Source organism: Cellulomonas sp., assembly GCF_035634735.1.
In the GTDB taxonomy this organism is placed as follows: Bacteria; Actinomycetota; Actinomycetes; order Actinomycetales; family Cellulomonadaceae; genus Cellulomonas.
Genome location: NZ_DASQCJ010000219.1, coordinates 22,152 through 45,565 on the forward strand (window position 1 = coordinate 22,152; position 23,414 = coordinate 45,565).

Sequence of the window (23,414 nt, forward strand, 5' to 3'; positions counted from 1 at the left end):
CCCACCGACCACCGACACGCGGCGGGCGCGGCGGGACCGGCACGGCCGCGCAGGCCTGGCCCGACGGCCCCGTGCCCATCGCCACCGGCACGGCCGAGGTGCGGCGCTCCCCCGACGACCCGGACGCCGTGACCCTGCTCGTCAACGGCGTGCCGAGCTCGCACCTCGACCTGGCGGACCCCGAGCGGCTCGACTTCGAGTACATGCAGCAGATGGCGGCGGTCCTCGACCACCTCCCCGGCGAGGACGGTCCGTTCCGCGCGGTGCACCTGGGCGCCGCGGGCTGCGCGATGGCGCGGTGGGCGCACGCGCGGTTCCCGGGCGCCCGGCAGGTCGCCGTCGACCTCGACCCGGTGCTGGTCGCGCTCGTGCGCGACTGGTTCGACCTGCCCCGGTCGCCCGCCCTGCGGCTGCGGGCCGGCGAGGCGCGCGCGGAGCTCGGCACGCTCCCGGACGCGAGCGCGGACGCGGTCGTGCGCGACGTGTTCGCCGGCGACCGCACGCCGCCGCACGTGACGACCGAGGAGTTCGCGGCCGACGTCGCGCGCGTGCTGCGCCCGGGCGGCGTCTACCTCGCGAACTGCGCCGACCGCCCGCCGCTCGCCCTGGCCCGGGCCGAGGCCGCGACGCTCGGCGCCGTGTTCCGGCACGTCGGCGTCGTCGCCGAGCCCGCGGTGCTGCGCGGGCGGCGGTACGGGAACCTCGTGCTCGTCGGCACCGACGACCCGGCGCTGCTCGCGGACGCGGGGCTCGCGCGGGACCTGCGGTCGCTGCCGGTGCCCGCGCGGCTGCTGGTCGACGAGGAGCTCGCGGCGTTCGTCGGCCGCGCCACCCCGCTGCGGGACGCCGCACCCGAGCTGGAGCCGGAGCCGGACGCCCACGCCTGACCCGCGCGCCCGCCCGCTCGCCCGCACCCCGCGCCCGGCGCACCCCCGCCCGGACACGGACGAGGCCGCACCCCCCGGAAGGGATGCGGCCTCGTCGTGCGGACTGCCCGCGGGGGGGCGGCCGGAGTCAGATCAGAGCGGGCGGACCTTCTCCGCCTGCGGGCCCTTCGGGCCCTGGGTGATCTCGAACTCGACGCGCTGGCCCTCCTCGAGCGAGCGGTAGCCCTGGGAGTCGATGGCCGAGTAGTGCACGAAGACGTCGGCGCCGCCGCCGTCCTGGGCGATGAAGCCGTAGCCCTTCTCAGCGTTGAACCACTTGACAGCACCCTGTGCCATGTTCTTGTCCTTCTGTCCATCCGGTGACGGCGCCGGGAACTCCCCGGACCGTGCCGCAATGCCTATCCCGCGTCCTGCACCGGGTGGACCAGCCGGATGGCTGGAAGGTGCCGCGCGGGTGTCCCCGGAGGGGCCCCGACCGGCGCCGGTCAAGCGTCAGTACGTCACTGCAACACGGCGATCCTCTCACGCAGGTCATCGCGACGCCACGGTTCTTCAAGGCCCGATGCGGCGTCGATCACAACGATCCGGTCACGACACGATCACAGGACGACCACCCCGACCGACCGGTCGGGAGGCGTTCAGACGGCGAGGTCGGGGTGGGCCCGGCGCGCGCCGCGACGGCCCAGGAGCATCGCCGCGACCCCGAGCGCCCACGGCACGGCCACCCACGCGAACGCCGCCCGGAACGCCTCGAGGTCCCGCGCCCCGCCCGCGGACCCGCCCCCGGACGCCGCGTCGAGCACGACCCCGACGACCAGCATGGTCGCGAGCGCCCCGACGAACCCGCCGGTGTTGACGAACCCGGTCGCGGTGCCGAGCCGCCGCGCGGGCGTGCAGGACCGCGCCACGTCGAACGCCACCAGCGAGGTCGGACCGCCGACCGCCACGACGACCACGAACACGCACAGCACCGCGTACGGCACCGGCGCCGACGGCAGCGTGACGGACAGCCACGCCAGCCCGATCGCGGCCGACGTCCCCAGGGCCAGCGGCATCCGCGCCCGCGGGTGCCGGCCGACCACGACCCCGATGACCGGGCCCGCGACGACCGCCGCGACCACGTTGAGCGTCAGCAGCGCGCTCGCCTCGCCCGGCGTCCGCCCCTGGCCCTCGACGAAGAACGCGAACCCCCACAGCAGCACGACGACGTGGTTGCTGAACTGCCCGGAGAAGTGCATCCAGAACGCCAGCCGCGCGCCGGGGTCCCGCAGCACCGCGCGCAACGCGCCGGGCTCGCTGTGCGCGCGGGCCCGCGCGGGCCGCCACCGGCGGCGCAGCAGGCCGACGCGCCACCACGGCGCAGCCGCGGGCACCGGTGCGGCGCCGGCCGCCAGCCCGGCCGCGACGTCCGGCTCGGCCGCCTCCCCCGCGGGCGCGTCCGGGTCCGCGAGCGCCCCGCCCGCCGGCCCCACCGACCCCGCGGTCCCGGCCTCCGCCGGCGCGTCCCGCACGACCGCCACCACCGCGATCGTCGCCACCACCCCGACGGCCGCGACCGACAGGAACGTCGTCCGCCACCCCTCGGCGTGCAGCAGCGCGACCACCGGCACGGCGGACAGCACCTGGCCCAGCTGCCCCAGGCTCCCGGTGAGCTGCGTCATCACCGGCACCCGCCGCGCGGCGAACCACGCCGGCACCAGCCGCACGACCGAGACGAACGTCAGCGCGTCCCCCGCGCCGACCAGCACCCTCCCGCCCAGCACCCAGCCGGCCGACGGCGCGAGCGCCAGCACGGTCTGCCCGAGCGCCATCACGGCGGCGCCCGAGGCGACCAGCACCCGCGGCCCGTACCGGTCGAGCAGCACGCCGACCGGGACCTGCAGCAGCGCGTAGACGACGAGCTGCGCGACCGCCATCGTCGCCAGCAGGGCCGAGGAGACGCCGAACAGGTCGGTCACCTCGAGCGTGGCGACGCCGAGCGACGACCGGTTCATGATCGCGACGACGTACGCGCCGACCGCGACGGACCAAACGAGCAGCGCGCGGCGGTCGGAGGTCACGTGCAGCCATTCTGCCGGTCCCCGCGAGCGCCCCCGACGAGTCCCCGGTCACACCGCCGCCACCGGGCGGCCGGCGGACGCACCGAGGGCCCGGCACCCGGGGGACGACTCCCCCGCGTGCCGGGCCCTCGCGCGTCGCGGGCGGGCGCGGCCCGGCTCAGTACCCCGGGTTCGGGCCCTTCTCGTCGCCCTGCTGCGCGAGGAACCGCTCGAACTCGGCGCCCAGCTCGTCGGCCGTCGGCAGCTCCGCGGTCTCGGCGAGCAGGCTCGGCCGCCCGATGTTCCGGGCGAACGCGTCGTACTGCTGCTCGAGCGCGTGCACGACGGTCTGCACCTCGGGCTGGTCCTCGACCTGGCGCTCGACCTCCAGCATCGTCTCGGAGGCGGCCTCGGTCAGCGCCCCGAGGTCGAGCTCGAGGCCGGCGGCGCGCTGCACGTGCTCCAGGCCGGTGATCGACGCCTGCGGGAACGGCGACTGCGCGAGGTAGTGCGGGACGTGCACCGCGAAGCCCATGGCGTCGTGCCCGGACTGGCCGAGCCGGATCTCCAGCAGGGTCCCCGCGGAGGCCGGGACCTGCACGGTGCCGAACCACGACGTGTAGTCCGCGACCAGCTCCGGCCGGTTGGCGTGGGCGGTCACCGACAGCGGCCGGGTGTGCGGGATGCCCATCGGGATGCCGTGCAGCCCGACGGTGAGCGGCACGTCGAACCGCTCGACGATCTGCCGCACCGCGGCGGCGAACCGCTCCCACTGCACGTCCGGCTCGACGCCGTGCAGCAGCAGGAACGGCACCCCGGAGGTGTCGCGCACCAGGTCGACGGCGAGCTCGGGCTCGTCGTACTCGCCCCAGTGGTCGCCCTCGAAGGTGGCGGTGGGGCGGCGGGAGCGGTAGTCGAGCAGCTGGTCGACGTCGAAGGTCGCCAGCCGCTCGGTCGGGAGCTGCTCGGTCAGGTGCTCGGCCGACAGCCGCCCGGCGCCGCCGGCGTCCACGAAGCCGCGCACGGCGTGCACGAGCACCGGCCCGCTGCCGCCCGCGGTCCGCGCCTCGACCTCGGCGGCGACCGCCGGGTCGACGGCGTAGATCTCGCTCGGGTCCAGCATGGGGTCCTCCCTGGGGATCAGTCCGCGCGCCGCCCGCTGGGGCGGCGTCCTGAGGGTCACAACACCGCGGGCCCCTCCGCTCTTCCCGACCAGGCGGACGATCTTCGCGCAGGCAGGAGGCCCGCCGACCGCCACCCGGTCGGCCGTCACACGACCCGCCGGAAATGGTGGAGAATGGACGGCCGCTCCGGCCGGACGACCCCCGTCGACCGCCGCCGGGAGCGACGCAGGACGGTGGCGCCACCCGGGGGTCCGGGCGCCACGGGGACGACCGACGGGAGCACGCGTGACCGGGATCGAGGCGCAGCTGGCGGCCGAGCAGGAGGTCGTCGACGGCCTGTACGCGCGGCTGGACGAGCTCCGGGCGGCCACCCGCGACCGGCTGACGGAGGTCCGCCGCGTCGGGCCGTCCGGCTCGCCGCAGAACCGCTCCGAGCGGGACGCGTTCGCCACCCTGTACGAGGACCGCCTCGCGCGGCTGGAGGCGGTCGAGGACCGGCTGGCGTTCGGCCGGCTGGACCTGTCGGACGGCGGTCGCCGGTACATCGGGCGCATCGGCCTCAACGACGACGAGCACGCGTCGATCCTCACGGACTGGCGCGCGCCGGCGGCGCAGTCGTTCTACCGGGCGACCTCGGCCAACCCCGACGGCGTCGTGCAGCGCCGGCACCTGGTGACCCGCGGCCGCCGCGTGACCGGCCTGGAGGACGAGGTCATCGACCTCGACGTGCTCGCCGACGAGGAGGCCGCCGCCCGCCTGGGCGCGCTGTCCGGCGAGGGCGCGCTGCTGGCGGCGCTGGCCGCGCGGCGCACCGGCCGGATGGGCGACATCGTCGCGACCATCCAGGCCGAGCAGGACGCGATCATCCGCGCCGACCTCGCGGGCGCGCTCGTCGTCCAGGGCGGCCCCGGCACCGGCAAGACCGCCGTCGCCCTGCACCGCGCCGCCTACCTGCTGTACGCGCACCGCCGCGTGCTGGAGCGCTCGGGCGTGCTGCTGCTCGGCCCCAGCCGCACCTTCCTGCGGTACATCGACCAGGTGCTGCCGTCGCTCGGCGAGACCGGCGTCGTGTCGACCACGGTCGGCGAGCTGTTCCCCGGGGTCGTCGCGACGGGCGCCGAGGACGACGCCGTCGCCGAGATCAAGGGCCGCCCGGTGTGGCGCAAGATCGTCGAGCGCGCCGTGCGGCAGCGGCAGCGCGCGCCCGAGCAGCCCACGGTCGTGTCGATCGACGGGCACCGGATCGTCGTGAAGCCGTCCGACGTGCGCGGCGCGATCAACCACGCGCGCCGCGGGCACCGGCCGCACAACCAGGCGCGCGTGACGTTCGTGCGCGACATGCTCGGCCGGCTCGCGGAGCAGTACGTCAGCCAGCTCGGCTGGTCGGTCGCGCCGGACGAGCGCGGCGAGATCCTCGAGGAGCTGCGCACCACCCGGGAGATCCGGATCGCGCTGAACCTCGCGTGGATGCCGCTGACCCCGCAGGGCCTGATCGCGGGCCTGCTGTCGAAGCCCGCCCGCCTCGACGCCGCCGCGCCGGAGCTGTCCGCGCACGAGCGCGCCGCCCTGCTCCGCGACGCCGACGCCCCGTGGACCGAGGCCGACGTCCCGCTGCTCGACGAGGCCGCGGAGCTGCTGGGCGAGGACGACCAGGCCGCGCGCGCGCAGGCGAAGCACGACGCCGCGCAGCGCGCCCAGGAGCTCGACTACGCCCGGCAGGTGCTCGAGCAGTCCGGCACCGGCCTGGTCTCCGCCGAGCTGCTGGCCGACCGGTTCGCCGCGACCGGCCCCGCGCTCACCACCGCCGAGCGCGCCGCCGCCGACCGCACCTGGACCTACGGGCACGTGGTCGTCGACGAGGCGCAGGAGCTGTCCCCGATGGCGTGGCGGATGGTGCTACGCCGCGTCCCGACCCGGTCGCTGACCGTCGTCGGCGACGTCGCCCAGACCTCGACCGCCGCGGGCACCCGGGACTGGGCCGCGACGTTCGACCGGATCCTCGCCGGGGGCTGGCGGCTGTCCGAGCTCACCGTCAACTACCGCACGCCCGCGTCCGTGGCCCGCGCCGCCGAGCGCGTCGGCCGCGCGGCCGGGCTGCCGCTCACCCCGGCCACCTCGGCCCGCGACGTCGACGACGCGCTGCGCACCGACCTGGTCGACGCCGCCGCGGTGCCCGAGGCGGTCGCCCGGCACGCCGCCGCCGCGCTCGACGCGGTGCGCGACGCGAGCGGCGCCGGGCGCGTGGCGGTCATCGCGGCCCCCGAGGCGATGCCCGCGTTGGCGCAGGTCCTCCCGCAGGCCGGGGCCACCCGCGCCGGATCGCCCGACCTGGACGCCCCGCTGACGCTGATGACGCCGACGCAGAGCAAGGGCCTGGAGTTCGACGCGGTGGTGCTGGTGGAGCCGGCGGACGTGCTCAAGGGCGGGGCGGGCGACCTGTACGTCGCGATGACCCGGCCGACGCAGGCGCTGCGGGTCGTGCACAGCCGGCCGCTGCCGGAGGGCTGGGAGCAGCCGGACGCGGGCTGACGGACCCCGGCGCCCGGCACGGGTGTCCGCGGACCGGGACCGGCTTGGAACCGCGGGCCGCCGAGGCGCACCATAGGCCCGTGCTACGCGCCCTGCTCCTCGAGAACCTGCATCCCCAGGCCCGCACCATCATGGAGGCGGCCGGCTACGAGGTCGTCACGCGCTCCGGCGCGCTCGACGAGTCCGAGCTGATCGAGGCGCTGCAGGGCGTGCACCTGCTGGGCATCCGGTCCAAGACCAACGTCACCGAGGCCGTGCTCGACGCCGCGCCCGACCTGGTCGCGGTCGGCGCCTACTGCATCGGCACCAACCAGATCGACCTGCACGCGGCGGCGTCCCGCGGCGTCGCGGTGTTCAACGCCCCGTTCTCGAACACCCGCTCGGTGGTCGAGATCGCCCTGGCCGACATCATCGCGCTGACCCGCCGGCTCACCGTGCTCGACCGGTCGATGCACGACGGCGTCTGGAACAAGTCGGCGGACGGCGCGCACGAGGTCCGCGGCCGCACGCTCGGCATCGTCGGCTACGGCAACATCGGCACCCAGCTGTCGGTGCTCGCCGAGAACCTCGGCATGTCGGTCGTCTTCTACGACACCGCGGAGAAGCTGGCGCTCGGCAACGCGCGCCGCGCGGAGACCCTGGACGAGCTGCTCGACGTCGCCGACATCGTGACGCTGCACGTCGACGGCCGCAGCGGCAACGCCGGCCTGTTCGGGGCCAAGCAGTTCGCGCGGATGCGCGAGGGCGCGATCTTCCTCAACCTGTCCCGGGGCTTCGTCGTCGACTACGCGGCGCTGCGCGACGCGGTGCTCGCCGGGCACGTGGCCGGCGCGGCGGTCGACGTGTTCCCCGTCGAGCCCAAGCGCAAGGGCGACCCGTTCGAGTCCGAGCTGCGCGGCCTGCCGAACGTCATCCTCACCCCGCACACGGGCGGGTCGACCGAGGAGGCACAGGAGGCGATCGGCCAGTTCGTGTCGAACAAGCTGCGCGACTTCATGAACACCGGCACCACGATGCTCAGCGTCAACCTGCCGAACCTCACGCTGGAGCACCGCCCCGGCGTGCACCGCCTGACCTACCTGCACCGCAACGTCCCGGGCGTGCTGGCCGCGGTGAACAACACGCTGGCCGAGCACGGCGCGAACATCGAGGGCCAGCTCCTCGCCACGCGCGGCGAGGTCGGCTACGTGGTGACGGACGCGGTCGCGGTGGAGCCCGAGGTCGTCGCGGCGCTGCGCGCCCGGCCGGAGACCATCCGGCTCCGCGTCGTCGACTGACGTCGCCCGGCGGGGCGCCGGGCCCACGCGCTAGCGTCGGGCCCGTGCACCTCGCCGACGACGCCCGCCACGACCGCCTCCCCCTGCGCCGCGCCGGCCGGTCCGGCCTGGATCTGCCCGCCGTGACGCTGGGGCTCTGGCAGAACTTCGGGGACGCGACCCCGTTCGCCGACCAGCGCGCGCTCGTGCTCGCGGCGTTCGACGCCGGCGTCGTGCACCTCGACCTGGCGAACAACTACGGCCCGCCGCCGGGTGCCGCCGAGGAGAGCGTCGGCCGGCTGCTCGCGACCGACCTCGCCCCGTACCGCGACGAGCTGCTCATCGCGACGAAGGCCGGCTACCGGCAGTGGCCCGGGCCGTACGGCGAGTTCGGCTCGCGCAAGTACCTGCTGGCGTCGCTCGACCAGTCGCTGCGCCGGCTCGGTACCGACCGGGTCGACGTGTTCTACAGCCACCGGTACGACCCGAGCACGCCCCTCGAGGAGACGATCGGCGCGCTGAAGACCGCGGTCGACTCGGGGCGCGCCCGGTACGCCGGCATCTCCTCCTACTCCGCGCGGCGCACCGCCGAGGCGCTGGCCGTCGCCGACGACCTGGGCCTGCGGCTGACCCTGCACCAGCCGTCGTACTCCATGCTGAACCGCTGGGTCGAGGAGCCCGACGGCGAGGCCGGCGACCGCAGCCTGCTGGACGTCGCCGGCGAGGCCGGCCTCGGGGTCGTCGCGTTCTCCCCGCTCGCCCAGGGGATGCTCACCCGCAAGTACCTCGGCGGCGTCCCGGAGGACTCCCGCGCGGCGCGCGGCGGGCCGCTCCGGGCCGAGTACCTGAGCGACGAGAACCTGGACCGGGTCCGCGCGCTGAACGCGGTGGCCGAGGCCCGGGGCCAGTCGCTCGCGCAGCTCGCGATCGCCTGGGTGCTGCGGGACCCGCGGGTGACGTCGGTCGCGCTCGGCGCGCGCACCCCCGAGCAGCTCCGGGAGAACCTCGCGGCGGTCGACGGCCCCGCGCTGACCGACGACGAGCTGGCGGAGATCGACCGGCACGCCGTGGACGCCGGGATCAACCTGTGGGGCTCGCGGTCCTCCGACCTCTGAGACTCACAGGAACTTCTCCGCCGTTGCCTCGGGCTACGCACACGTAACTTACGCATCCGTAGGTTACGGTGACCTCGTGACCGATTTCACGCGACCGTGGCACACCTCCTACGCGCCGGGCGTCCCGCCCGTCGTCGACGTGCCCGACGAGCCGCTGACCGCCGCCCTGGACCGCGCCGCCGCGGCCTGGCCCGACCGCGTCGCGGTGGACTTCATGGGCGCGAGCACGACGTACGCCGAGCTCGCGGGCGCCGTGGCGCGCGGCGCCGCCGTGCTCCGCGACCTGGGCGTCCGTGCGGGCGACCGGGTGGCGATCGTGCTGCCGAACTGCGCCGCGCACGTCGTCGCCTTCTACGCCACGCTCCGGCTCGGCGCGGTCGTGGTCGAGACCAACCCGACCTACACGTCCGACGAGCTCGCGCACCAGCTCGCCGACTCCGGCGCCACGGTCGCGCTCGTCTGGGAGAAGGCCGTCGCGCCCGTGCTCGCCGGGCAGGACCGCACCTCGGTCCGGACCGTCGTCGCCGTCGACGTGTCGGCCGACCTGCCCGCCGCCAAGCGCCTCGCGCTGCGGCTCCCGCTGCCCGCCGCCCGGCGGACCCGGACCGCGCTGCGCGCCGCCCTGCCGGCCGGCACCCCGGTCTGGCACCGCCTGGTCGCCGAGGCCACCGCGCTGCCCGCCGGGACCCCCCGCCCGACCGCCGACGACGTGGCGCTGCTGCAGTACACCGGCGGCACCACCGGCACCCCCAAGGCCGCCGTGCTCACGCACCGCAACCTCGTCGCGAACGCCGTCCAGGGCCAGGCGTGGACCCAGGCCGAGGCGGGCACCGAGACGATCTACGGCGTGCTGCCGTTCTTCCACGCGTTCGGCCTGACGCTCTGCCTCACCTACGCGACCCGCGTCGGCGCGACCCTGGTGGCGTTCCCGAAGTTCGACCCGGCGACCGTGCTCGCCGCGCAGCGCCGCCGCCCCGGCACCTTCCTGCCGGCCGTCCCGCCGATGCTCGACCGGCTCGCCGCCGCGGCCGAGGCGAAGAAGGCCGACCTCACGTCCTTCCGGTACGCGATCTCGGGCGCGATGTCGCTGTCGCCCGAGACCGCCGCGCGCTGGGAGCGGCTCACCGGCGGCCTGGTGATCGAGGGCTACGGCATGACGGAGACCTCCCCCGTCGCCCTGGGCAGCCCGCTGTCGCCCGCGCGCCGGCCGGGGGCCCTCGGCCTGCCGTTCCCGAGCACCGACGTCCGCGTGGTCGACCAGGAGGACCCGACCCGCGACGTCGAGCCCGGCGCGCAGGGCGAGCTGCTGATCCGCGGCCCGCAGGTGTTCGCCGGCTACTGGAACCGGCCCGAGGAGACCGCCGGCCAGCTGCTGCCCGGCGGCTGGCTGCGCACCGGCGACGTCGTCCGGCTGGACGACGACGGCTTCGTCGTCCTGGTCGACCGGATCAAGGAGATGATCGTCACCGGCGGCTTCAAGGTCTACCCGTCGCAGGTCGAGGACAAGCTCCGCGGCATGCCGGGCGTCCGGGACGTGGCCGTGGTCGGCCTGCCCGGCGGCGACCTCGGGGAGAAGGTGGTGGCCGCGATCGTGACCGAGCTCGGGGCGCACGTCGACATCGCGGCCGTGCGGGAGTGGTGCGGCGAGCGCCTGGCCCGGTACGCCGTGCCGCGCGAGCTCGTCATCCTCACCGAGCTGCCGCGGTCGCAGATCGGCAAGGTGCTGCGCCGGGTGGTCCGGGACGACCTGATGTCGTCCTCCGCGGCCTGACACGACTCAGCCCGGCCGTGCCGACCGTGCCGCCCACGCCGCGGCGGTCACGGCGAGCACGACGTGCCCCTCGGCCGTGCTGCCCTCGGGGTCCGGCCGGAAGCCCAGCCGCTCGTACAGCCGGAGCGCCGGCGCGTTGTCCCGGTGCGGGTCGACAGTCGCCCGCCGGGCGAGGTCGCGCCCGAACAGCTCGTCCAGCGCCGCAGACAGCCCGAGCGCGCCCAGACCGCGACCCTGCGCCGCGGGCCGCAGCTTGATGTCGACGGTCGCCGTCTCCCCCGCAGGGTCGGCACGGTCGTGCGCCTCCCCGCAGTAGCCGAGGTCCGGCGCCTCGATCGTCAGGTGCCGCCGCCGCGGGTCGCCGTCGAGGGCGTCCCACCACCGGCCGAGGTCGTCGGCCGTGATGCCGAGGCCGTCGGGGAAGCCGACGTGCCGCATGACGGCGGCGTCGTTCCAGAGCCGGGCGAGGTCGGGCAGGTCGGCGGGCGTGGTGGGGCGGACGGTCCCGGGCGGCGTCGGCGTCGGCATGCCGCGGACGCTAGCGCCAGAGACCCGGCCGGGTCAGCGGGATTTCCGCGTACCGCGGATCGCCGCGGGCCACGGGCGCGAGGTCGTCACAACGCGACGAGGTCGGCGGAAACAACCGCCGACCTCGTCCGCTTGTGACGACCTCGCGGGGCCCGGCACGGACCCGGCGCGGGCCCCGCGCCGGGTCCGTGCCGGGTCGGGTCAGCCCCGCGCGACCGGGAGCGTGCGCTCCCACCAGTCGAGCACGTGCTCGAACCGGACCAGCCGGTGCTGCGGGCGGCCGGACCGGGTCAGCTCGTGGCCCTCGCCCGGGAACAGCAGCAGCTCGGCCGGCACGCCGCGGCGCTTCAGCTCGACGAACCAGCGCTGGCCCTGCTCGACCGGGCACCGCCAGTCCTGCTCCGAGTGGATGACCAGCGTCGGCGTGGTCACACGGGACACGTGCGCCATCGGCGACTGCGCCGCGACCTTCGCGCGGGACTCCTCGTCGTCGCCGTCGCCCAGGTACTCCAGGCCGAAGAACCAGCCGATGTCGCTCGACCCGACGAAGCTCACCGGGTCCAGGAACCCGCGCTCGACGATCGCGCCGACGAACCGGTCGGTGCGGGTGGTCAGCCACGCCGTGAGGTAGCCGCCGTAGGAGCCGCCCATGACGCCGACCCGCTCGCCGTCCAGCGCCGGGTCCTCGAGCGCCGCGTCGAGCAGGGCGAGCACGTCGTCCGTGTCGACCGTGCCGAACCCGTGCTGGATCGCCTTGCCGTGCGCCGAGCCGTAGCCCGCCGCGCCGCGGGGGTTGCCGTACACGACGGCGTAGCCGGCCTCGGCCAGGGTCTGCACCTCGTCGAACAGGCCGACCGTGTACTGCGCGTACGGGCCGCCGTGGATCATGAGGATCGTCGGGTGCGGGCCGGCGAACCGCTCCGGGTCCGGGGTGACGAGCCAGCCGTGCACCGGGTAGCCGTCCGGCGCGGTCGCGGTGACCTCGCGCGGCTCGCGGACGCGGCCGGTCGCGCGCAGCGGCGCCGACCAGTCGGTGAGCGCGCGGGTCTCCCCCGACGCCAGGTCGACGGCGTGCAGGTCCCCGGACGTGGCCGGGCCCGCCGCGGTGACGACCGCCACCGGCGCGCCGGCCGCCGCGGCGACGCCGTGCGCGACGAGGCCGGTGAGCAGGTCGCGGGTCGAGCCGTCCGCGCGGTGCTCGCGCAGCACGACGGTGCCGCGGTGCAGGACGCCCGCGAGCACCCCGTCGGCGGTCGCGGCGAACGTGCCGGGGTCGAGGTCGACGGCCTCGGCGTCGGTCAGCCGCTCCGGCGCGCCCGAGGCGGTCGGGGCGGCGCCCGCGGCGGCGGCCAGCGGCAGCCGGAACAGGCCGGTCTGGGTCGCGACGAACTCCCGGCCGGACGGGCCCATGTCCTGCGCGAGCAGCCACAGCGCGGCGCCGTCGGCCGACGGCTGCACCGCGGCGACGGCCAGCGTGCTGCCGGCGTCCGCGTCGGTGAGCGGGACGAGCGCGCCGTCCGCGTCGGGCGCGGTGTCCACGACGACCGCGTCGGACCGCAGGTCCTGGTCCTTGCCGGCGTGCCGGGCGGCGACGGCGACGACGTACCGGCCGCCGGGGAGCCAGGCGACCTGCTCGACGTCCGTGTCGCCGGAGGTGACCTGGCGGGCGGCGGGCGCGTCGTCCTCGCCGGCGGGCAGGGCGGCCCGCGCGTCGGGGTCGGCCGGCACGTCGACGACGAACAGCTGGCGGCGCTTGTCGCGCGTGAAGCCGACGCCGTCGTTGCGGTAGGGCAGCTCGGTGATGTGCCGGGGGCGCTCCGCGCCGGAGTCGCCGTCGCCGTACCGACCCTCCTCCGGCACGCGGGCGACGAACGCGAGCGCCGCGCCGTCCGGGGAGAACCGGGCGGCCTGGACGCCCAGCGGCGCGTCGGTCAGCCGGACGGGCTCGCCGCCGGCGGCCTCGACCAGGAACAGCTGCGGGCGGCCCTTCGGCTCGGCGCGGAGGAACGCGACCCAGCGGCCGTCCGGCGAGACCTGCGGGTCCGCGTCGCGGTGGCCGCGGGTGAGGCGCTGCGGCGGCGTCGCGCCGTCGGTGGCCACCCGCCAGAGCTGGCCGGTGTACTCGTCGGACTCGAGGTCCGGGGCGGTGCGGGCGACGACGGCGAACGAGCCGTCGGGGGCGACCGCGGGGGTTCCGGGGGCGTGCAGGAGCGCGAGGTCAGCAGGGATCACGTGACCGACGGTAGTACGCCCGCGGCCGGTGCGGGGGTGCTCAGGCGGTCGGGGCGTCCTCGGCGGCGGCGTCCGGCGCCGCGGCGCGGGCGGCGTCGGCCGCCTCGTTCTCGGCGCGCAGCACGGTGATCGCCGCCTCGAAGTCCTCGAGGCTGTTGAACGCCTGGTAGACGCTGGCGAACCGCAGGTAGGCCACCTCGTCCAGGTCACGCAGCGGCCCGAGGATCGCGAGGCCGATCTCGTAGGCGTCGAGCTCGGCGCTGCCGCTGGCGCGCAGGTTCTCCTCCACGCGCTGGGCGAGCACCGCGAGGTCGTCGTCGCTGACCGGGCGGCCCTGGCAGGCCTTGCGGACGCCGTTGACGATCTTCTCCCGGCTGAACGGCTCGGTGGCGCCGGACCGCTTCACCACCGACAGGCTCGCCGTCTCGATCGTGGTGAACCGGCGGTTGCACTGCGGGCACTGGCGCCGGCGGCGGATCGACAGCCCGTCGTCGGACGTGCGGGAGTCGACGACGCGGGAGTCGGCGTGACGGCAGAACGGGCAGTGCATGGACGCCTCCTCCGGGATGTGGTGCACGCCGCGGGCCGGCGACGGCAGCACCGCGCGCCCGCCCGGACGACCGGGACACGGTAGGGCCCGGGGAGCGGGCGGTGCAAGGCGGATCCGCGCGCGGGTGAAGGCGCAGGTCAGGGCCCCGCCACGCGGTGCCCGGACAGACGACGAGGGTGGCCGCTGCTGCGGCCACCCTCGTGGGGACGCCCCCGTCCCGTCTCGTCCGGACGACTCGCCTCGTCCGGACGGTTGCTGCACGCGTCTGCGCCCGGCCCGTGGGCCACGACGACGATGCGTCCCTCGCGGCGAGCCCCCCAGCCAGCCGTTCGAGGTGGCACCACAGTAGAGGCGCGCCGGCCAATTACGCAAGCACCGAGTGCCGTAATCCGTTCGAGACCTGCGCGGCGGCGTGACCAGCGCGTTCGGCGGGCGACGACACCGGGCCGACTGCGCCCCGGCGTGGCGTCAGGAGCCGGCCGGGAGCAGCAGCACCTGGCCGGCCTGGAGCGACGCGTCCGCGAGGCCGTTGAGCTGCTGCAGGCTCAGCACCACGTCGCGCACGTCCTCGCCGGGGCCGGCGACGCTCGCGGCGATCTGCCACAGGGTCTCCCCCGACTGCACCGCGTGCGTGACGACCTCGGTGGCCTGCTCGGGGCCGTCGGCGACAGCGCGCCCGCCCATCAGGCCGCCCAGGACGACCGCCAGGCCCAGGAGGGCGACGACGACGCGACCGCGCCGGGTCAGGTGGAGGCGGCCCTCGCCACCCGCGGCGACCGGCCGGCGCGCATCCCCGTCGCGCCGGGCGGGCACCTGCCGGCGCGCCGGACGGGCGATCCCCGGGTGTGCTGCGATCGCGCTCATCCCCACCACTTCCCTCCTGGGCCGCCGGGCGACCCGAGTCGAACACCTGTTCGTTCGAACGCTTGTACGATCGAACCACAACCCACCGACGATGTCGAGACACGATCGAACAGGTGTTTGATCCCGTCCGTCCGTCCCCCTACGCTCGGTGACGTCGGGTACAGCGCACCACGAGGCACTGACACGCCCGCCCGACGGACCGCCCCGGACCCACCGGCGGGCGGCCTGACCAGGGCGGACGGGACGGGAGCGGGGACATGGCGAGCGACGGGACGGGCACCGCGGCGGGCCTCGGCGAGGCGGCCGTGGCCGAGCTCGGGGACGGCGACGGGCTCACGCCGCGCCAGCGGCTGGTCCTCGAGACCGTGCGCGCGTCGGTGGAGTCGCGCGGCTACCCGCCGAGCATGCGCGAGATCGGCGACGCCGTCGGCCTCACCAGCCCGTCGAGCGTCAAGCACCAGCTCACCGCGCTCGAGCGCAAGGGCTACCTGCGCCGCGACCCCAACCGCCCGCGCGCGATCGAGGTCGTCCAGCCCGACGACTCCCGCGGGGTCGCGCCGCTGCCCGGGGTCGCCGGCATCGGCGACGCGGACTCCGCCGCCCGCGAGGGCGCGCCCGAGGCGGCGTACGTGCCCGTCGTCGGCCGCATCGCCGCCGGCGGCCCGATCCTCGCGGAGCAGCTCGTCGAGGACGTGTTCCCGCTCCCCCGCCAGCTCGTGGGCGCGGGCGAGCTGTTCCTGCTCAAGGTCGTCGGCGACTCGATGATCGACCCGCGATCTGCGACGGCGACTGGGTCGTGGTCCGCCGGCAGCCCGTGGCCGAGAACGGCGAGATCGTCGCCGCGATGCTCGACGGCGAGGCCACCGTCAAGACCCTCAAGCGCGCGGACGGCCACGTCTGGCTGCTGCCGCAGAACCCCGCCTACTCGCCGATCGACGGCGACCACGCGCAGGTGCTCGGGCGGGTCGTCTCGGTGCTGCGCTCGCTCTGACCCCCGCGCACGGCCCCGGCCCGCCCCTCGGCGGCGCCGGGGCCGTCGTGCGTGCGGCCCCGGATCCGCGTGCCTGCGGCGCCGGGGCCGTCGTGCGCGCGGGCCGGGCGACGTCCGTGCCGGCTCGCGCGCCACGCAGTTCCGCGGCCCGGCGCACGCAATCGGGCACTCAACGCCCGTGCGCGCGCCGGCGCTCCTGATGAGTGGCGCGCGGTCGCTGCTTGCCTGGTGGAGGCCGCGACCCGCGGCCCGGCCGGGCGCCCGACGCCCCGCGACGCGGCCCGCGCGGCGCGCCACGGCCGATGCACCCCCGGAGGACCCGCCATGACGACCACGCCCCCCGCCGACGCCCGCCGCCCCGCCGACCGACGCCGCGGGATCACCGCCCGGGGACGGGTGCTGGCCGCGGCCGGCGTCGTGCTCGCCACCGCCGTCGCGGGGTCGTTCGCGCTGTTCACCGACAGCGGGCAGGTCGAGGCCTCCTTCACGTCCGGCTCGGTCGACCTCAAGTTCGACGGCGGCGTGGACGGCGCCCCGCAGGCCTACCCCGTGACGTTCTCCGACGCGCAGGACATGTCCCCCGGCGTCACCGCCCGGTACGAGCTGGACGTGTACAACTCCGGCTCGGTGCCGGCCACGCTCGCGATGACGACGACGGCCGCGAACGCCGACCCCGCGGCCACCGCGCCGCTCGAGCAGGTGCTCCAGCTCACCGTCCGCGACGCCGCGGCGCCCGCGACGGCGCTCTACACCGGACCGCTCGCGGACGCGACGCTCGCCGGCATCGACCTCGGTTCCGGGGGGTCGCAGACCTCCGGCGCCGTCCGGCTGGTGTTCGAGGCCACGCTCCCGACGGGCGCGAGCGTCGACGCGGCGGGCCAGGCGATCGACGTCGAGTTCACCTTCACCGCCACCCAGACGCCGTGACCCCCGCGGCGCCGGGCGCCGGGGGCGGGACCGTCGAGGTCACCCCGGCGACCCTCGACATCACCGACCTCGCGCCCGGCGCCGTCGTCGCGCACGACGTCACGGTCACGAACGGCTCGGGCGTGCCCGTGCTCGTCACCGTGACGCGCACCGAGGAGGGCGCGCTGTTCGCCGGCGACGCCCCGCTCACCCTCGCCACCGCCTGGACGACCACGGGGCCGTCCTGCGACGGCGCCCCCGTGGTCGGGGCGGACGAGCGGGCCGACCTCGCGCTCCGGGTGGCCCTGCCGGAGGACGCGGGGAACGAGTACCAGGGGCTGGCGGGACGCTCGGTGGTCACCGTGACCGCGACGGAGCTGCCCGGCGGGACGTGCCCGGGGCCGGGCGTCGTCGACCCCGACCCCGGTCCCGGGAGCCCGGGCGGGCCGGGGGGCGGCACCCCGGACGTCCCCGGTCCGGGCGGCGTCGGTGGCGGAGACGGCGGCGCGCAGGCCGCGCCCCCGGCCGCCGACGACCTCGCGCTCACCGGCGCGCAGGCCGGCTCCCTCCTGCTCACCGTGGTCCTGCTCGTCTCCGCGGGCGTCGCCCTGCTGCGCCGCCGGCGCACCACCGCGCACCCCTCCGGGGCGTCGTCGTGACCACGCCGACCGTTCCGGCCACCCCGACCGCCCGCCGCCGGTCCCTCGCCGCGGCCGCCGCGGGGACCGTGCTCGTCGTCCTCGCCGCCGTCGCGCCGTCGACCGCCCGGTTCGAGGACGCGGGCGCCGTCGCCGCCGACCTCGCCACGGCCGACGACGCGCCGCTGCTGTTCACCGGCGGGGTCGAGGCGGGCGACGCGCACTCGATCGGCTGGACGGACGACGGCGAGCTGTACGCCTGGGGCCGCAACCGGGAGGGGCAGCTCGGGAACGGCACCGCCGAGCCCGGCGACGGGCCCGGCCAGCACCACCCCGCGCGGGTCCGGCTGCCCGACGGCCGGCGGGTGGTCGACGCGTGCGCCGGCGCGGACGCCACCATCGCGCTCACCGCCGACGGCGGCGTCTACACCTGGGGCGGCAGCAGCGACGGCGTGGGCGGCACGTGGGCGAACAACACGCCCACCCCGCACCGGGTCACCGAGCTGGACGACCCGGCGGACCCCGTGGTCCGGGTGGAGGCCGGCGCGTACTTCTACCTCGCGCTGACCGCGAACGGACGGCTGTTCTCCTGGGGCGTCGTCGACAACCGCCTCGGGCGACCGGTCGGGCCCGGCGGGGCCAACGAGCCCCCGCAGCCGGTCACCGCGCAGGCCCTGCAGGACCGCGTGGTCGTGGACGCGTCGGCGGGCCGGTTCCACGCCGCCGCGATCGCGGACGGCGAGGTCGTGGTCTGGGGCACCGCCCCCCTGGGCAACTCGGCGGGCACGCTCGTCGCCGGCGTCGTCGGCACGCCGGTGGAGGTCGTGGCCGGGCGCGACACGACGCTCGTCCGCACGGCGGAGGGCCGGGTGTTCCAGACCGAGGGGACGGTGGCCACGGAGGTCGACGCGATCCCGCCGGCGGACGGCATCGCCGTGTCCAGCCCCGCCCTCGCCGGCAGCGCGTCGTCGTCCTGGGCCTGGCGCGGGCTGCCGTCCGGCGGGCGGGCGCTGTACGCCTGGGGCGACAACACCTACGGGCAGCTCGGCCTCGGCACCGCCGAGACGTCGCCCGTCGCCACCCCGCGGATGGTGGGCGTGCCGGCGGGGTCCACGCCGCTGCGCGTGGCGGCGGGCGGCGCGCACGCGCTGTTCGAGTCGACCAGCGGGCAGTACGCCGCGACCGGCCGCAACCACCTCGGCCAGCTCGGCGACGGCACGACGGACCCCCGGAACACGTTCGCCCTCGTGATCCCGCTGTCCCGGTGGCCCTGACCGCGCGACGCCGGGCGCCCGCGGTCCCGGCGGCGCGGCACGTCTCGGGCCGGGCGCGGCGCACCGGGCGGTCCCGCCTCGTGCACGCGACCGCCCGGGTCGTGCTGGACGCGGCGGCCGCCGCGGGGGTCGCCTGCGCGCTGGCGGCCGTCGCCCTGCTGCTGGCGGGCTGGCGCCCCGTCGTGCTCGTGTCCGGCTCGATGGCGCCGGCGATGCCGGCGGGCACCCTCGTGCTCGTCCGGCCCGTCCCCGCGGGGGAGGTCCGGGTCGGGGACGTCGTCACGGTGCCCGTGCCCGGCACCGACGCGCGCGTGACGCACCGGGTGACCGGGCTCGCCCACGACGACGACGGGACGCGGGCGACGCTCCGGGGCGACGCCAACGCGACCGACGACGCCGCCGCCTACCCGCTCGGCGACACCGTGCTGCGCGCGGCGGCGTCGGTCCCCGGGCTGGGGCGCGCCGTCACCGGGACGCCCGCCACCGTCCTCGCCGTCGGCGCGGCCGCCCTCGTGGTGGTCGCCCTGCTGCCCGGCCGCGGCCCGGACCGGGAGCCGCGACCGGCGCCGGAGGCCGCCCCGACGTGACGCCGCGCGACCGCCGCTACAGCCCGAACCGGCGGGCGACCGCGCGCAGCTGCTCGCCCGAGCGGCGCAGGCCCGCGAGCTCGTCGGTCGACATCGGCACCTGCAGCCGCTCGCCGACGCCGGAGCGCCCGACGATCGACGGCACCGACAGGCACACGTCGCTGATGCCGTGGTAGCCGTCGAGCAACGAGGACACCGGCAGGATGCGCCGCTCGTCCTTGACGATGGCCTCGATGATCCGCGAGCCCGCGAGCGCCACCGCGTAGTTCGTCGCGCCCTTGCCGGCGATGATCCGGTACGCCGAGTCGACGACCTCGCGGGCGATCGACTCCCGGACCTCGTGGGTGAGCGGGACGTGGCCCTCGATGGCGTTCCAGTCGAGGATCGGCACGCCGCCGATGGTGGCCGAGGACCACAGCGGCAGCTCGGTGTCGCCGTGCTCGCCGGCGATGTACGCGTGCACGTTCTGCACCGCGACCCCGGTGTACTGCGCGATGAGGTACCGCAGCCGCGACGAGTCGAGCACGGTGCCGGAGCCGAACAGCTGCGTCGGCGGCAGGCCGGAGAACTTGAGCGCGGCGTAGGTGACGATGTCGACCGGGTTGGTGACCATCACGTACACGGCGTTGGGCGCGACCTCGACGAGCGAGGGCAGGATCTTCTTGACCAGGGCGATGGTCGCCTCGGCCAGGTCGATCCGGGTCTGCCCGGGCTTCTGCTTCGCGCCCGCGGTGATCATGACCACGTCGGCGTCCGCGCACGCGGCGATGTCGTCCGAGCCGATGACCTCGGCCATCGGCATGAACTGGATGCCGTGCCCGAGGTCCAGCGCCTCGGCCTCGACCTTCGCCTTGTTGATGTCGTAGAGCACGACGCTGCGGGCCGCGCCCCGCATGAGCGCCGCGTAGGCCATGGTCGACCCGACCGCGCCCGCGCCGACGACCGCCAGCTTGGTGGTGCGGCGGGGCGGCAGGGGCGTGCCCACCAGACCCAGCTCGTCACCCTCGACGTCGTCGATCTGCTCGCTCACGGCGGTCCTCCCGTACGTCCTGCCCGTGCCCGCGCGCCGGCCGGCGCGCTGGTCACGAGGCTAGCGGGCCGACCCGCTCCGGCGCGCCCCGGGCGCGGCTCCCGGGCGCGTCGCGCGGGGGCGGACGCGCTGGTCAGGCGGTGGGCGCGGTCGCCTCCGGCGGGACCGCCAGCCGGCGCAGCGCGCCGAGGGCCACCTCGCGGTCCGTCGTGCGCCAGAACGCCGGCAGGGACCGGGTGAGGAACTCCCCGTACCGGGCCGTCGACAGCCGCGGGTCGAGCACCGCCACGACGCCGCGGTCCCCCGTCGACCGGATCAGCCGCCCGGCGCCCTGCGCGAGCAGCAGCGCGGCGTGCGTCGCCGACACGGACATGAACCCGTTGCCGCCGGACGCGGCCACCGCCTCCGACCGGGCCGACTTCACCGGGTCGTCGGGCCGCGGGAACGGGATGCGGTCGATGATGACCAGCTGGTTCGACCGGCCCGGGACGTCCACGCCCTGCCAGAGCGACAGGGTGCCGAACAGGCAGGTCGGCTCGTCGGCGGCGAACTGCTTCACCAGCGTGGGGAGCTGGTCCTCGCCCTGGACGAGCACCGGCACGTCGAGCCGCTCGCGCATCGCCTCCCCGACCGCGACGGCGGCGCGCCGGGAGGAGAACAGCCCCAGCGTCCGGCCGCCGGCGGCGGTGATGAGCGCCTCGATCTCGTCGAGCTGGGCGTCGGTGGCGGGCTCGCGCCCGGGCGGCGGCAGGCGTCGCGCGATGTAGAGGATGCCCTGCTTGGGGTAGTCGAACGGGCTGCCGACGTCGACGCCGTGCCACGGCAGCGACGCGGGCGCCTGCGCCGCGGGGGCCGGCTTCGGCAGGTCGAGCTGGGTCCCCTCGCTCCCGCCCGGCGCCGACACCGCGACCGTCGCGGCCGTGGCCGTCGCCGCCGCGGCCTCGCCCGCGCCCTCCAGGCCGATGCTGCGGGCCATCGACCGGAACTCGCCGCCGAGGCTCAGCGTGGCCGAGGTGAGCACCGAGGCGCGCCCGGACAGCAGGTGCGTGCGGATGAGCCCGTTCACCGCCAGCGGGGCGGCGTAGAGCCGGGTCGCGCCGTCGCGCTCGGCGCGCGAGCACCACAGCACCGTGTACTTCTGGTCGTCGGCCTCGGCGGCCATCCGCTCGGCGACCTCGAACAGCGCGAGCACGGACGACGTCGCGATCTTCAGGCCGCTGTCCGCCGGCGCCGCCTCCCCCGCCGCGGGCTTCTCCGGGCGCAGCGCCGACAACAGGCCGCGCGCCGCGTCCCGGACCATCGCGACCGCCTGCCGGGTGCCCTCCGGGAGCCCCTGGGTGAACCGGCCCTCGGGCAGGTGGATCAGGGCCGCGCCGAGGGCGGTCGCGGCGGAGTCGAGCTCGGTGGTCGCGATGCCGCCGTGCCGGCGCGCCATCCGGCCCGCGTGCTCGATGCTGCCGACCGACAGCTCGGCGGTGGACTGCGCGGTGACCCGGTCGGCGAGCTCGTGCGCCTCGTCGACGACCAGCACCTGGTGCTCGGGCAGCACGTGCGGCGAGCCCGAGGCGGCGACGCCGAGCATCGCGTGGTTCGTGACCACGACGTCGGCGGAGCGGGCGGCGGCGCGGGCCCGCTCGGGGAAGCACTCCTCCAGCAGCGGGCAGCGCTGGCCCAGGCACTCCAGCGACGTGACGGACACCTGGCGCCACGCGCGGTCGGTCACGCCGGGCACCAGGTCGTCGCGGTCGCCGGTCTCGGTCGCGTCGGCCCACTCCCGCAGCCGGACGACCTGCGCGCCGAGCGACTCCTTGCCCGCGTCCTCGCCGTCGGCGGGGTCGGTCGTCGACGGGTGCTCGGCCGCGCCGCGGTCGCCGAGGTCGAACAGCATGCCCTGGTCGTCCGGCGGGTAGCCGCCCGACGTCTTGTGCACGCAGACGTAGTTGTGCCAGCCCTTGAGCAGCGCGATCCGGGGCGTGCGGGGCAGCTCGGGGGCCAGGGCGTCGGCGACCAGCGGGAGGTCGCGGGTCATCACCTGCCGCTGCAGCGCCAGGGTCGCGGTCGACACGACGACCCGCTCGTCGGCGACCACGGCGTGCCGCACGGAGGGCACGAGGTAGCCGAGCGACTTCCCGGTGCCGGTGCCGGCCTGGACGAGCAGGTGCTCGCCCTTCTCGACGGCCTCCGCGACCTGGTTCGCCATCCGGCGCTGGCCCTCGCGGGGCGAGCCGCCGAGCGCCGCGACCGCCACGTCGAGCAGGTGGTCGACGTCGGGGGCGGGATCAGGCACCCGGACAGGGTAGTCGGGCGCGGGGACACCTCCGGCACGCGGAGGGTCCCCACGCCCGTGCGCGTCAGCCGCGCTCGACCGCCGCGGCGGCGAGCTCGGTGGCCAGCGCCTGGTCGACCCGGCCGCGGAGCGCGGTGCCCTGCGGCGTGTGCTCCTCGGCGTCGATCTCGCCGGTCTCGTGTACCCGGTGCACCAGGTCCCCGCGGTCGTACGGGATGACCAGGTCCACGGTCACGCCGGGGCGCGGCAGCTGGTCGGCGATCACGGCCTGCAGCTGCTCGATGCCCTCGCCGGTGTGCGCGGACACCACGACGGCGCCGTGCTCCCGCGACCGCAGCCGCGCGACCGCCTCGGGCTCGGCCAGGTCGGCCTTGTTGAGCACGATGATCTCGGGCACGTCCATGGCGCCCGGGATGTCGGCGAACACGTGCCGGACCGCCGCGATCTGACCCTCCGGGTCCGGGTGCGAGGCGTCGACGACGTGCAGGACCAGGTCGGCGTCCGCCACCTCCTCGAGCGTCGACCGGAACGCCTCGACCAGCTGGTGCGGCAGGTTCCGCACGAAGCCGACCGTGTCGGCCAGCGTGAACACGCGGCCGTCGGCCGCCTGCGCGCGCCGGACCGTCGGGTCCAGGGTGGCGAACAGGGCGTTCTCCACCAGCACCCCGGCGTCGGTGAGCCGGTTGAGCAGCGAGGACTTGCCCGCGTTGGTGTACCCGGCGATCGCGACCGACGGGATCGCGTTCTTCTTCCGGGACGCCCGCTTGGTGGCGCGGGCCGGCTCCATCGCGGCGATCTCGCGGCGC

At 76.5% G+C, this 23,414-nt stretch carries 19 protein-coding genes and 1 pseudogene; 10 read left to right on the top strand and 10 right to left on the bottom strand.

The features are described 5' to 3' along the window. Nucleotides 1–71 precede the first annotated feature (71 nt). Nucleotides 72–887, top strand: coding sequence for a fused MFS/spermidine synthase (locus VER05_RS17760; protein WP_324846644.1), 816 nt, complete (start codon nucleotides 72–74; stop codon nucleotides 885–887). A gap of 132 nt (nucleotides 888–1,019) precedes the next feature. Here the strand turns inward: VER05_RS17760 and VER05_RS17765 are convergent, their stop codons facing one another. The 3 genes from VER05_RS17765 to VER05_RS17775 form a co-directional block, all read right to left on the bottom strand. Beyond that, nucleotides 1,020–1,223 carry a cold-shock protein gene (locus VER05_RS17765; RefSeq protein WP_146833414.1) on the bottom strand — a complete coding sequence of 68 codons (204 nt, stop codon included), beginning with the start codon at nucleotides 1,221–1,223 and terminating at the stop codon, nucleotides 1,020–1,022. A gap of 302 nt (nucleotides 1,224–1,525) precedes the next feature. Continuing rightward, the gene (locus VER05_RS17770; RefSeq protein ID WP_324846645.1) at nucleotides 1,526–2,947 is read right to left on the bottom strand and encodes an MFS transporter; all 1,422 of its coding nucleotides are present in this window, start codon (nucleotides 2,945–2,947) and stop codon (nucleotides 1,526–1,528) included. 157 nt (nucleotides 2,948–3,104) lie between these two features. After that, on the bottom strand, nucleotides 3,105–4,049 hold the full coding sequence (locus VER05_RS17775; protein WP_324846646.1) for a PAC2 family protein: 945 nt from the start codon (nucleotides 4,047–4,049) through the stop codon (nucleotides 3,105–3,107). Between the two features lie 286 nt (nucleotides 4,050–4,335). On the opposite strand from VER05_RS17775, the gene VER05_RS17780 reads away from it, so the two are divergent. The 4 genes from VER05_RS17780 to VER05_RS17795 all read left to right on the top strand — a co-directional run bounded on the left by VER05_RS17780 (nucleotide 4,336) and on the right by VER05_RS17795 (nucleotide 10,721). Continuing rightward, nucleotides 4,336–6,579 (top strand): HelD family protein, encoded by a 2,244-nt coding sequence (locus VER05_RS17780; protein ID WP_324846647.1) that lies wholly within the window; start codon nucleotides 4,336–4,338, stop codon nucleotides 6,577–6,579. Nucleotides 6,580–6,659: 80 nt separating this feature from the next. Then, entirely contained in the window at nucleotides 6,660–7,856 is a 1,197-nt protein-coding gene (serA, locus tag VER05_RS17785; protein ID WP_324846648.1) for a phosphoglycerate dehydrogenase, read from the top strand. Nucleotides 7,857–7,900: 44 nt separating this feature from the next. Then, the gene (locus VER05_RS17790) at nucleotides 7,901–8,950 is read left to right on the top strand and encodes an aldo/keto reductase (protein ID WP_324846649.1); all 1,050 of its coding nucleotides are present in this window, start codon (nucleotides 7,901–7,903) and stop codon (nucleotides 8,948–8,950) included. Nucleotides 8,951–9,026: 76 nt separating this feature from the next. Then, entirely contained in the window at nucleotides 9,027–10,721 is a 1,695-nt protein-coding gene (locus VER05_RS17795) for an AMP-binding protein (RefSeq protein WP_324846650.1), read from the top strand. Nucleotides 10,722–10,727: 6 nt separating this feature from the next. Here the strand turns inward: VER05_RS17795 and VER05_RS17800 are convergent, their stop codons facing one another. From VER05_RS17800 to VER05_RS17815, 4 genes are all read right to left on the bottom strand, one after another. After that, entirely contained in the window at nucleotides 10,728–11,249 is a 522-nt protein-coding gene (locus VER05_RS17800; RefSeq protein WP_324846651.1) for a GNAT family protein, read from the bottom strand. 201 nt (nucleotides 11,250–11,450) lie between these two features. Further along, on the bottom strand, nucleotides 11,451–13,481 hold the full coding sequence (locus VER05_RS17805) for a S9 family peptidase (protein ID WP_324846652.1): 2,031 nt from the start codon (nucleotides 13,479–13,481) through the stop codon (nucleotides 11,451–11,453). 40 nt (nucleotides 13,482–13,521) lie between these two features. Further along, a complete protein-coding gene (gene nrdR / locus VER05_RS17810; protein WP_324846661.1) occupies nucleotides 13,522–14,031 on the bottom strand; it encodes a transcriptional regulator NrdR in 510 nt (169 codons plus the stop codon). Between the two features lie 468 nt (nucleotides 14,032–14,499). Further along, nucleotides 14,500–14,895 carry a LysM peptidoglycan-binding domain-containing protein gene (locus VER05_RS17815; protein WP_324846653.1) on the bottom strand — a complete coding sequence of 132 codons (396 nt, stop codon included), beginning with the start codon at nucleotides 14,893–14,895 and terminating at the stop codon, nucleotides 14,500–14,502. A 257-nt stretch (nucleotides 14,896–15,152) separates the two neighbouring features. Here VER05_RS17815 and lexA point away from each other — a divergent pair. The 5 genes and pseudogenes from lexA (at nucleotide 15,153) to VER05_RS17840 (ending at nucleotide 19,291) form a co-directional block, all read left to right on the top strand. Further along, nucleotides 15,153–15,886 (top strand): annotated as a pseudogene (lexA, locus tag VER05_RS17820) (transcriptional repressor LexA). Nucleotides 15,887–16,210: 324 nt separating this feature from the next. Then, nucleotides 16,211–16,813 carry a TasA family protein gene (locus tag VER05_RS17825; RefSeq protein WP_324846654.1) on the top strand — a complete coding sequence of 201 codons (603 nt, stop codon included), beginning with the start codon at nucleotides 16,211–16,213 and terminating at the stop codon, nucleotides 16,811–16,813. Next, nucleotides 16,810–17,451, top strand: a complete 642-nt coding sequence (locus tag VER05_RS17830) for a hypothetical protein (protein ID WP_324846655.1) — start codon at nucleotides 16,810–16,812, stop codon at nucleotides 17,449–17,451. Before VER05_RS17825 ends, VER05_RS17830 begins: the two co-directional genes overlap by 4 nt. Next, entirely contained in the window at nucleotides 17,448–18,704 is a 1,257-nt protein-coding gene (locus tag VER05_RS17835; protein WP_324846656.1) for a hypothetical protein, read from the top strand. Before VER05_RS17830 ends, VER05_RS17835 begins: the two co-directional genes overlap by 4 nt. Next, a complete protein-coding gene (locus tag VER05_RS17840; protein ID WP_324846657.1) occupies nucleotides 18,695–19,291 on the top strand; it encodes a signal peptidase I in 597 nt (198 codons plus the stop codon). The genes VER05_RS17835 and VER05_RS17840 overlap by 10 nt, the downstream gene beginning before the upstream one ends. Before the next feature lie 16 nt (nucleotides 19,292–19,307). Here the strand turns inward: VER05_RS17840 and VER05_RS17845 are convergent, their stop codons facing one another. The 3 genes from VER05_RS17845 to hflX form a co-directional block, all read right to left on the bottom strand. Further along, nucleotides 19,308–20,285, bottom strand: a complete 978-nt coding sequence (locus VER05_RS17845) for an L-lactate dehydrogenase (protein ID WP_324846662.1) — start codon at nucleotides 20,283–20,285, stop codon at nucleotides 19,308–19,310. Between the two features lie 169 nt (nucleotides 20,286–20,454). Beyond that, complete coding sequence (locus VER05_RS17850) at nucleotides 20,455–22,608, bottom strand: ATP-dependent DNA helicase (RefSeq protein ID WP_324846658.1); 2,154 nt, start codon at nucleotides 22,606–22,608, stop codon at nucleotides 20,455–20,457. Between the two features lie 64 nt (nucleotides 22,609–22,672). Next, the coding region (hflX, locus tag VER05_RS17855; protein ID WP_324846659.1) for a GTPase HflX at nucleotides 22,673–23,414 on the bottom strand (742 nt) is incomplete at its 5' end.

Coding starts and splice junctions, on each gene's coding strand:
- VER05_RS17765 (WP_146833414.1), bottom strand. CDS start 1,223: ATGGCACAGGGTGCTGTCAAGTGGTTCAACGCTGAGAAGGGCTACGGC.
- VER05_RS17825 (WP_324846654.1), top strand. CDS start 16,211: ATGACGACCACGCCCCCCGCCGACGCCCGCCGCCCCGCCGACCGACGC.
- VER05_RS17775 (WP_324846646.1), bottom strand. CDS start 4,049: ATGCTGGACCCGAGCGAGATCTACGCCGTCGACCCGGCGGTCGCCGCC.
- VER05_RS17815 (WP_324846653.1), bottom strand. CDS start 14,895: ATGAGCGCGATCGCAGCACACCCGGGGATCGCCCGTCCGGCGCGCCGG.
- nrdR (WP_324846661.1), bottom strand. CDS start 14,031: ATGCACTGCCCGTTCTGCCGTCACGCCGACTCCCGCGTCGTCGACTCC.
- VER05_RS17800 (WP_324846651.1), bottom strand. CDS start 11,249: ATGCCGACGCCGACGCCGCCCGGGACCGTCCGCCCCACCACGCCCGCC.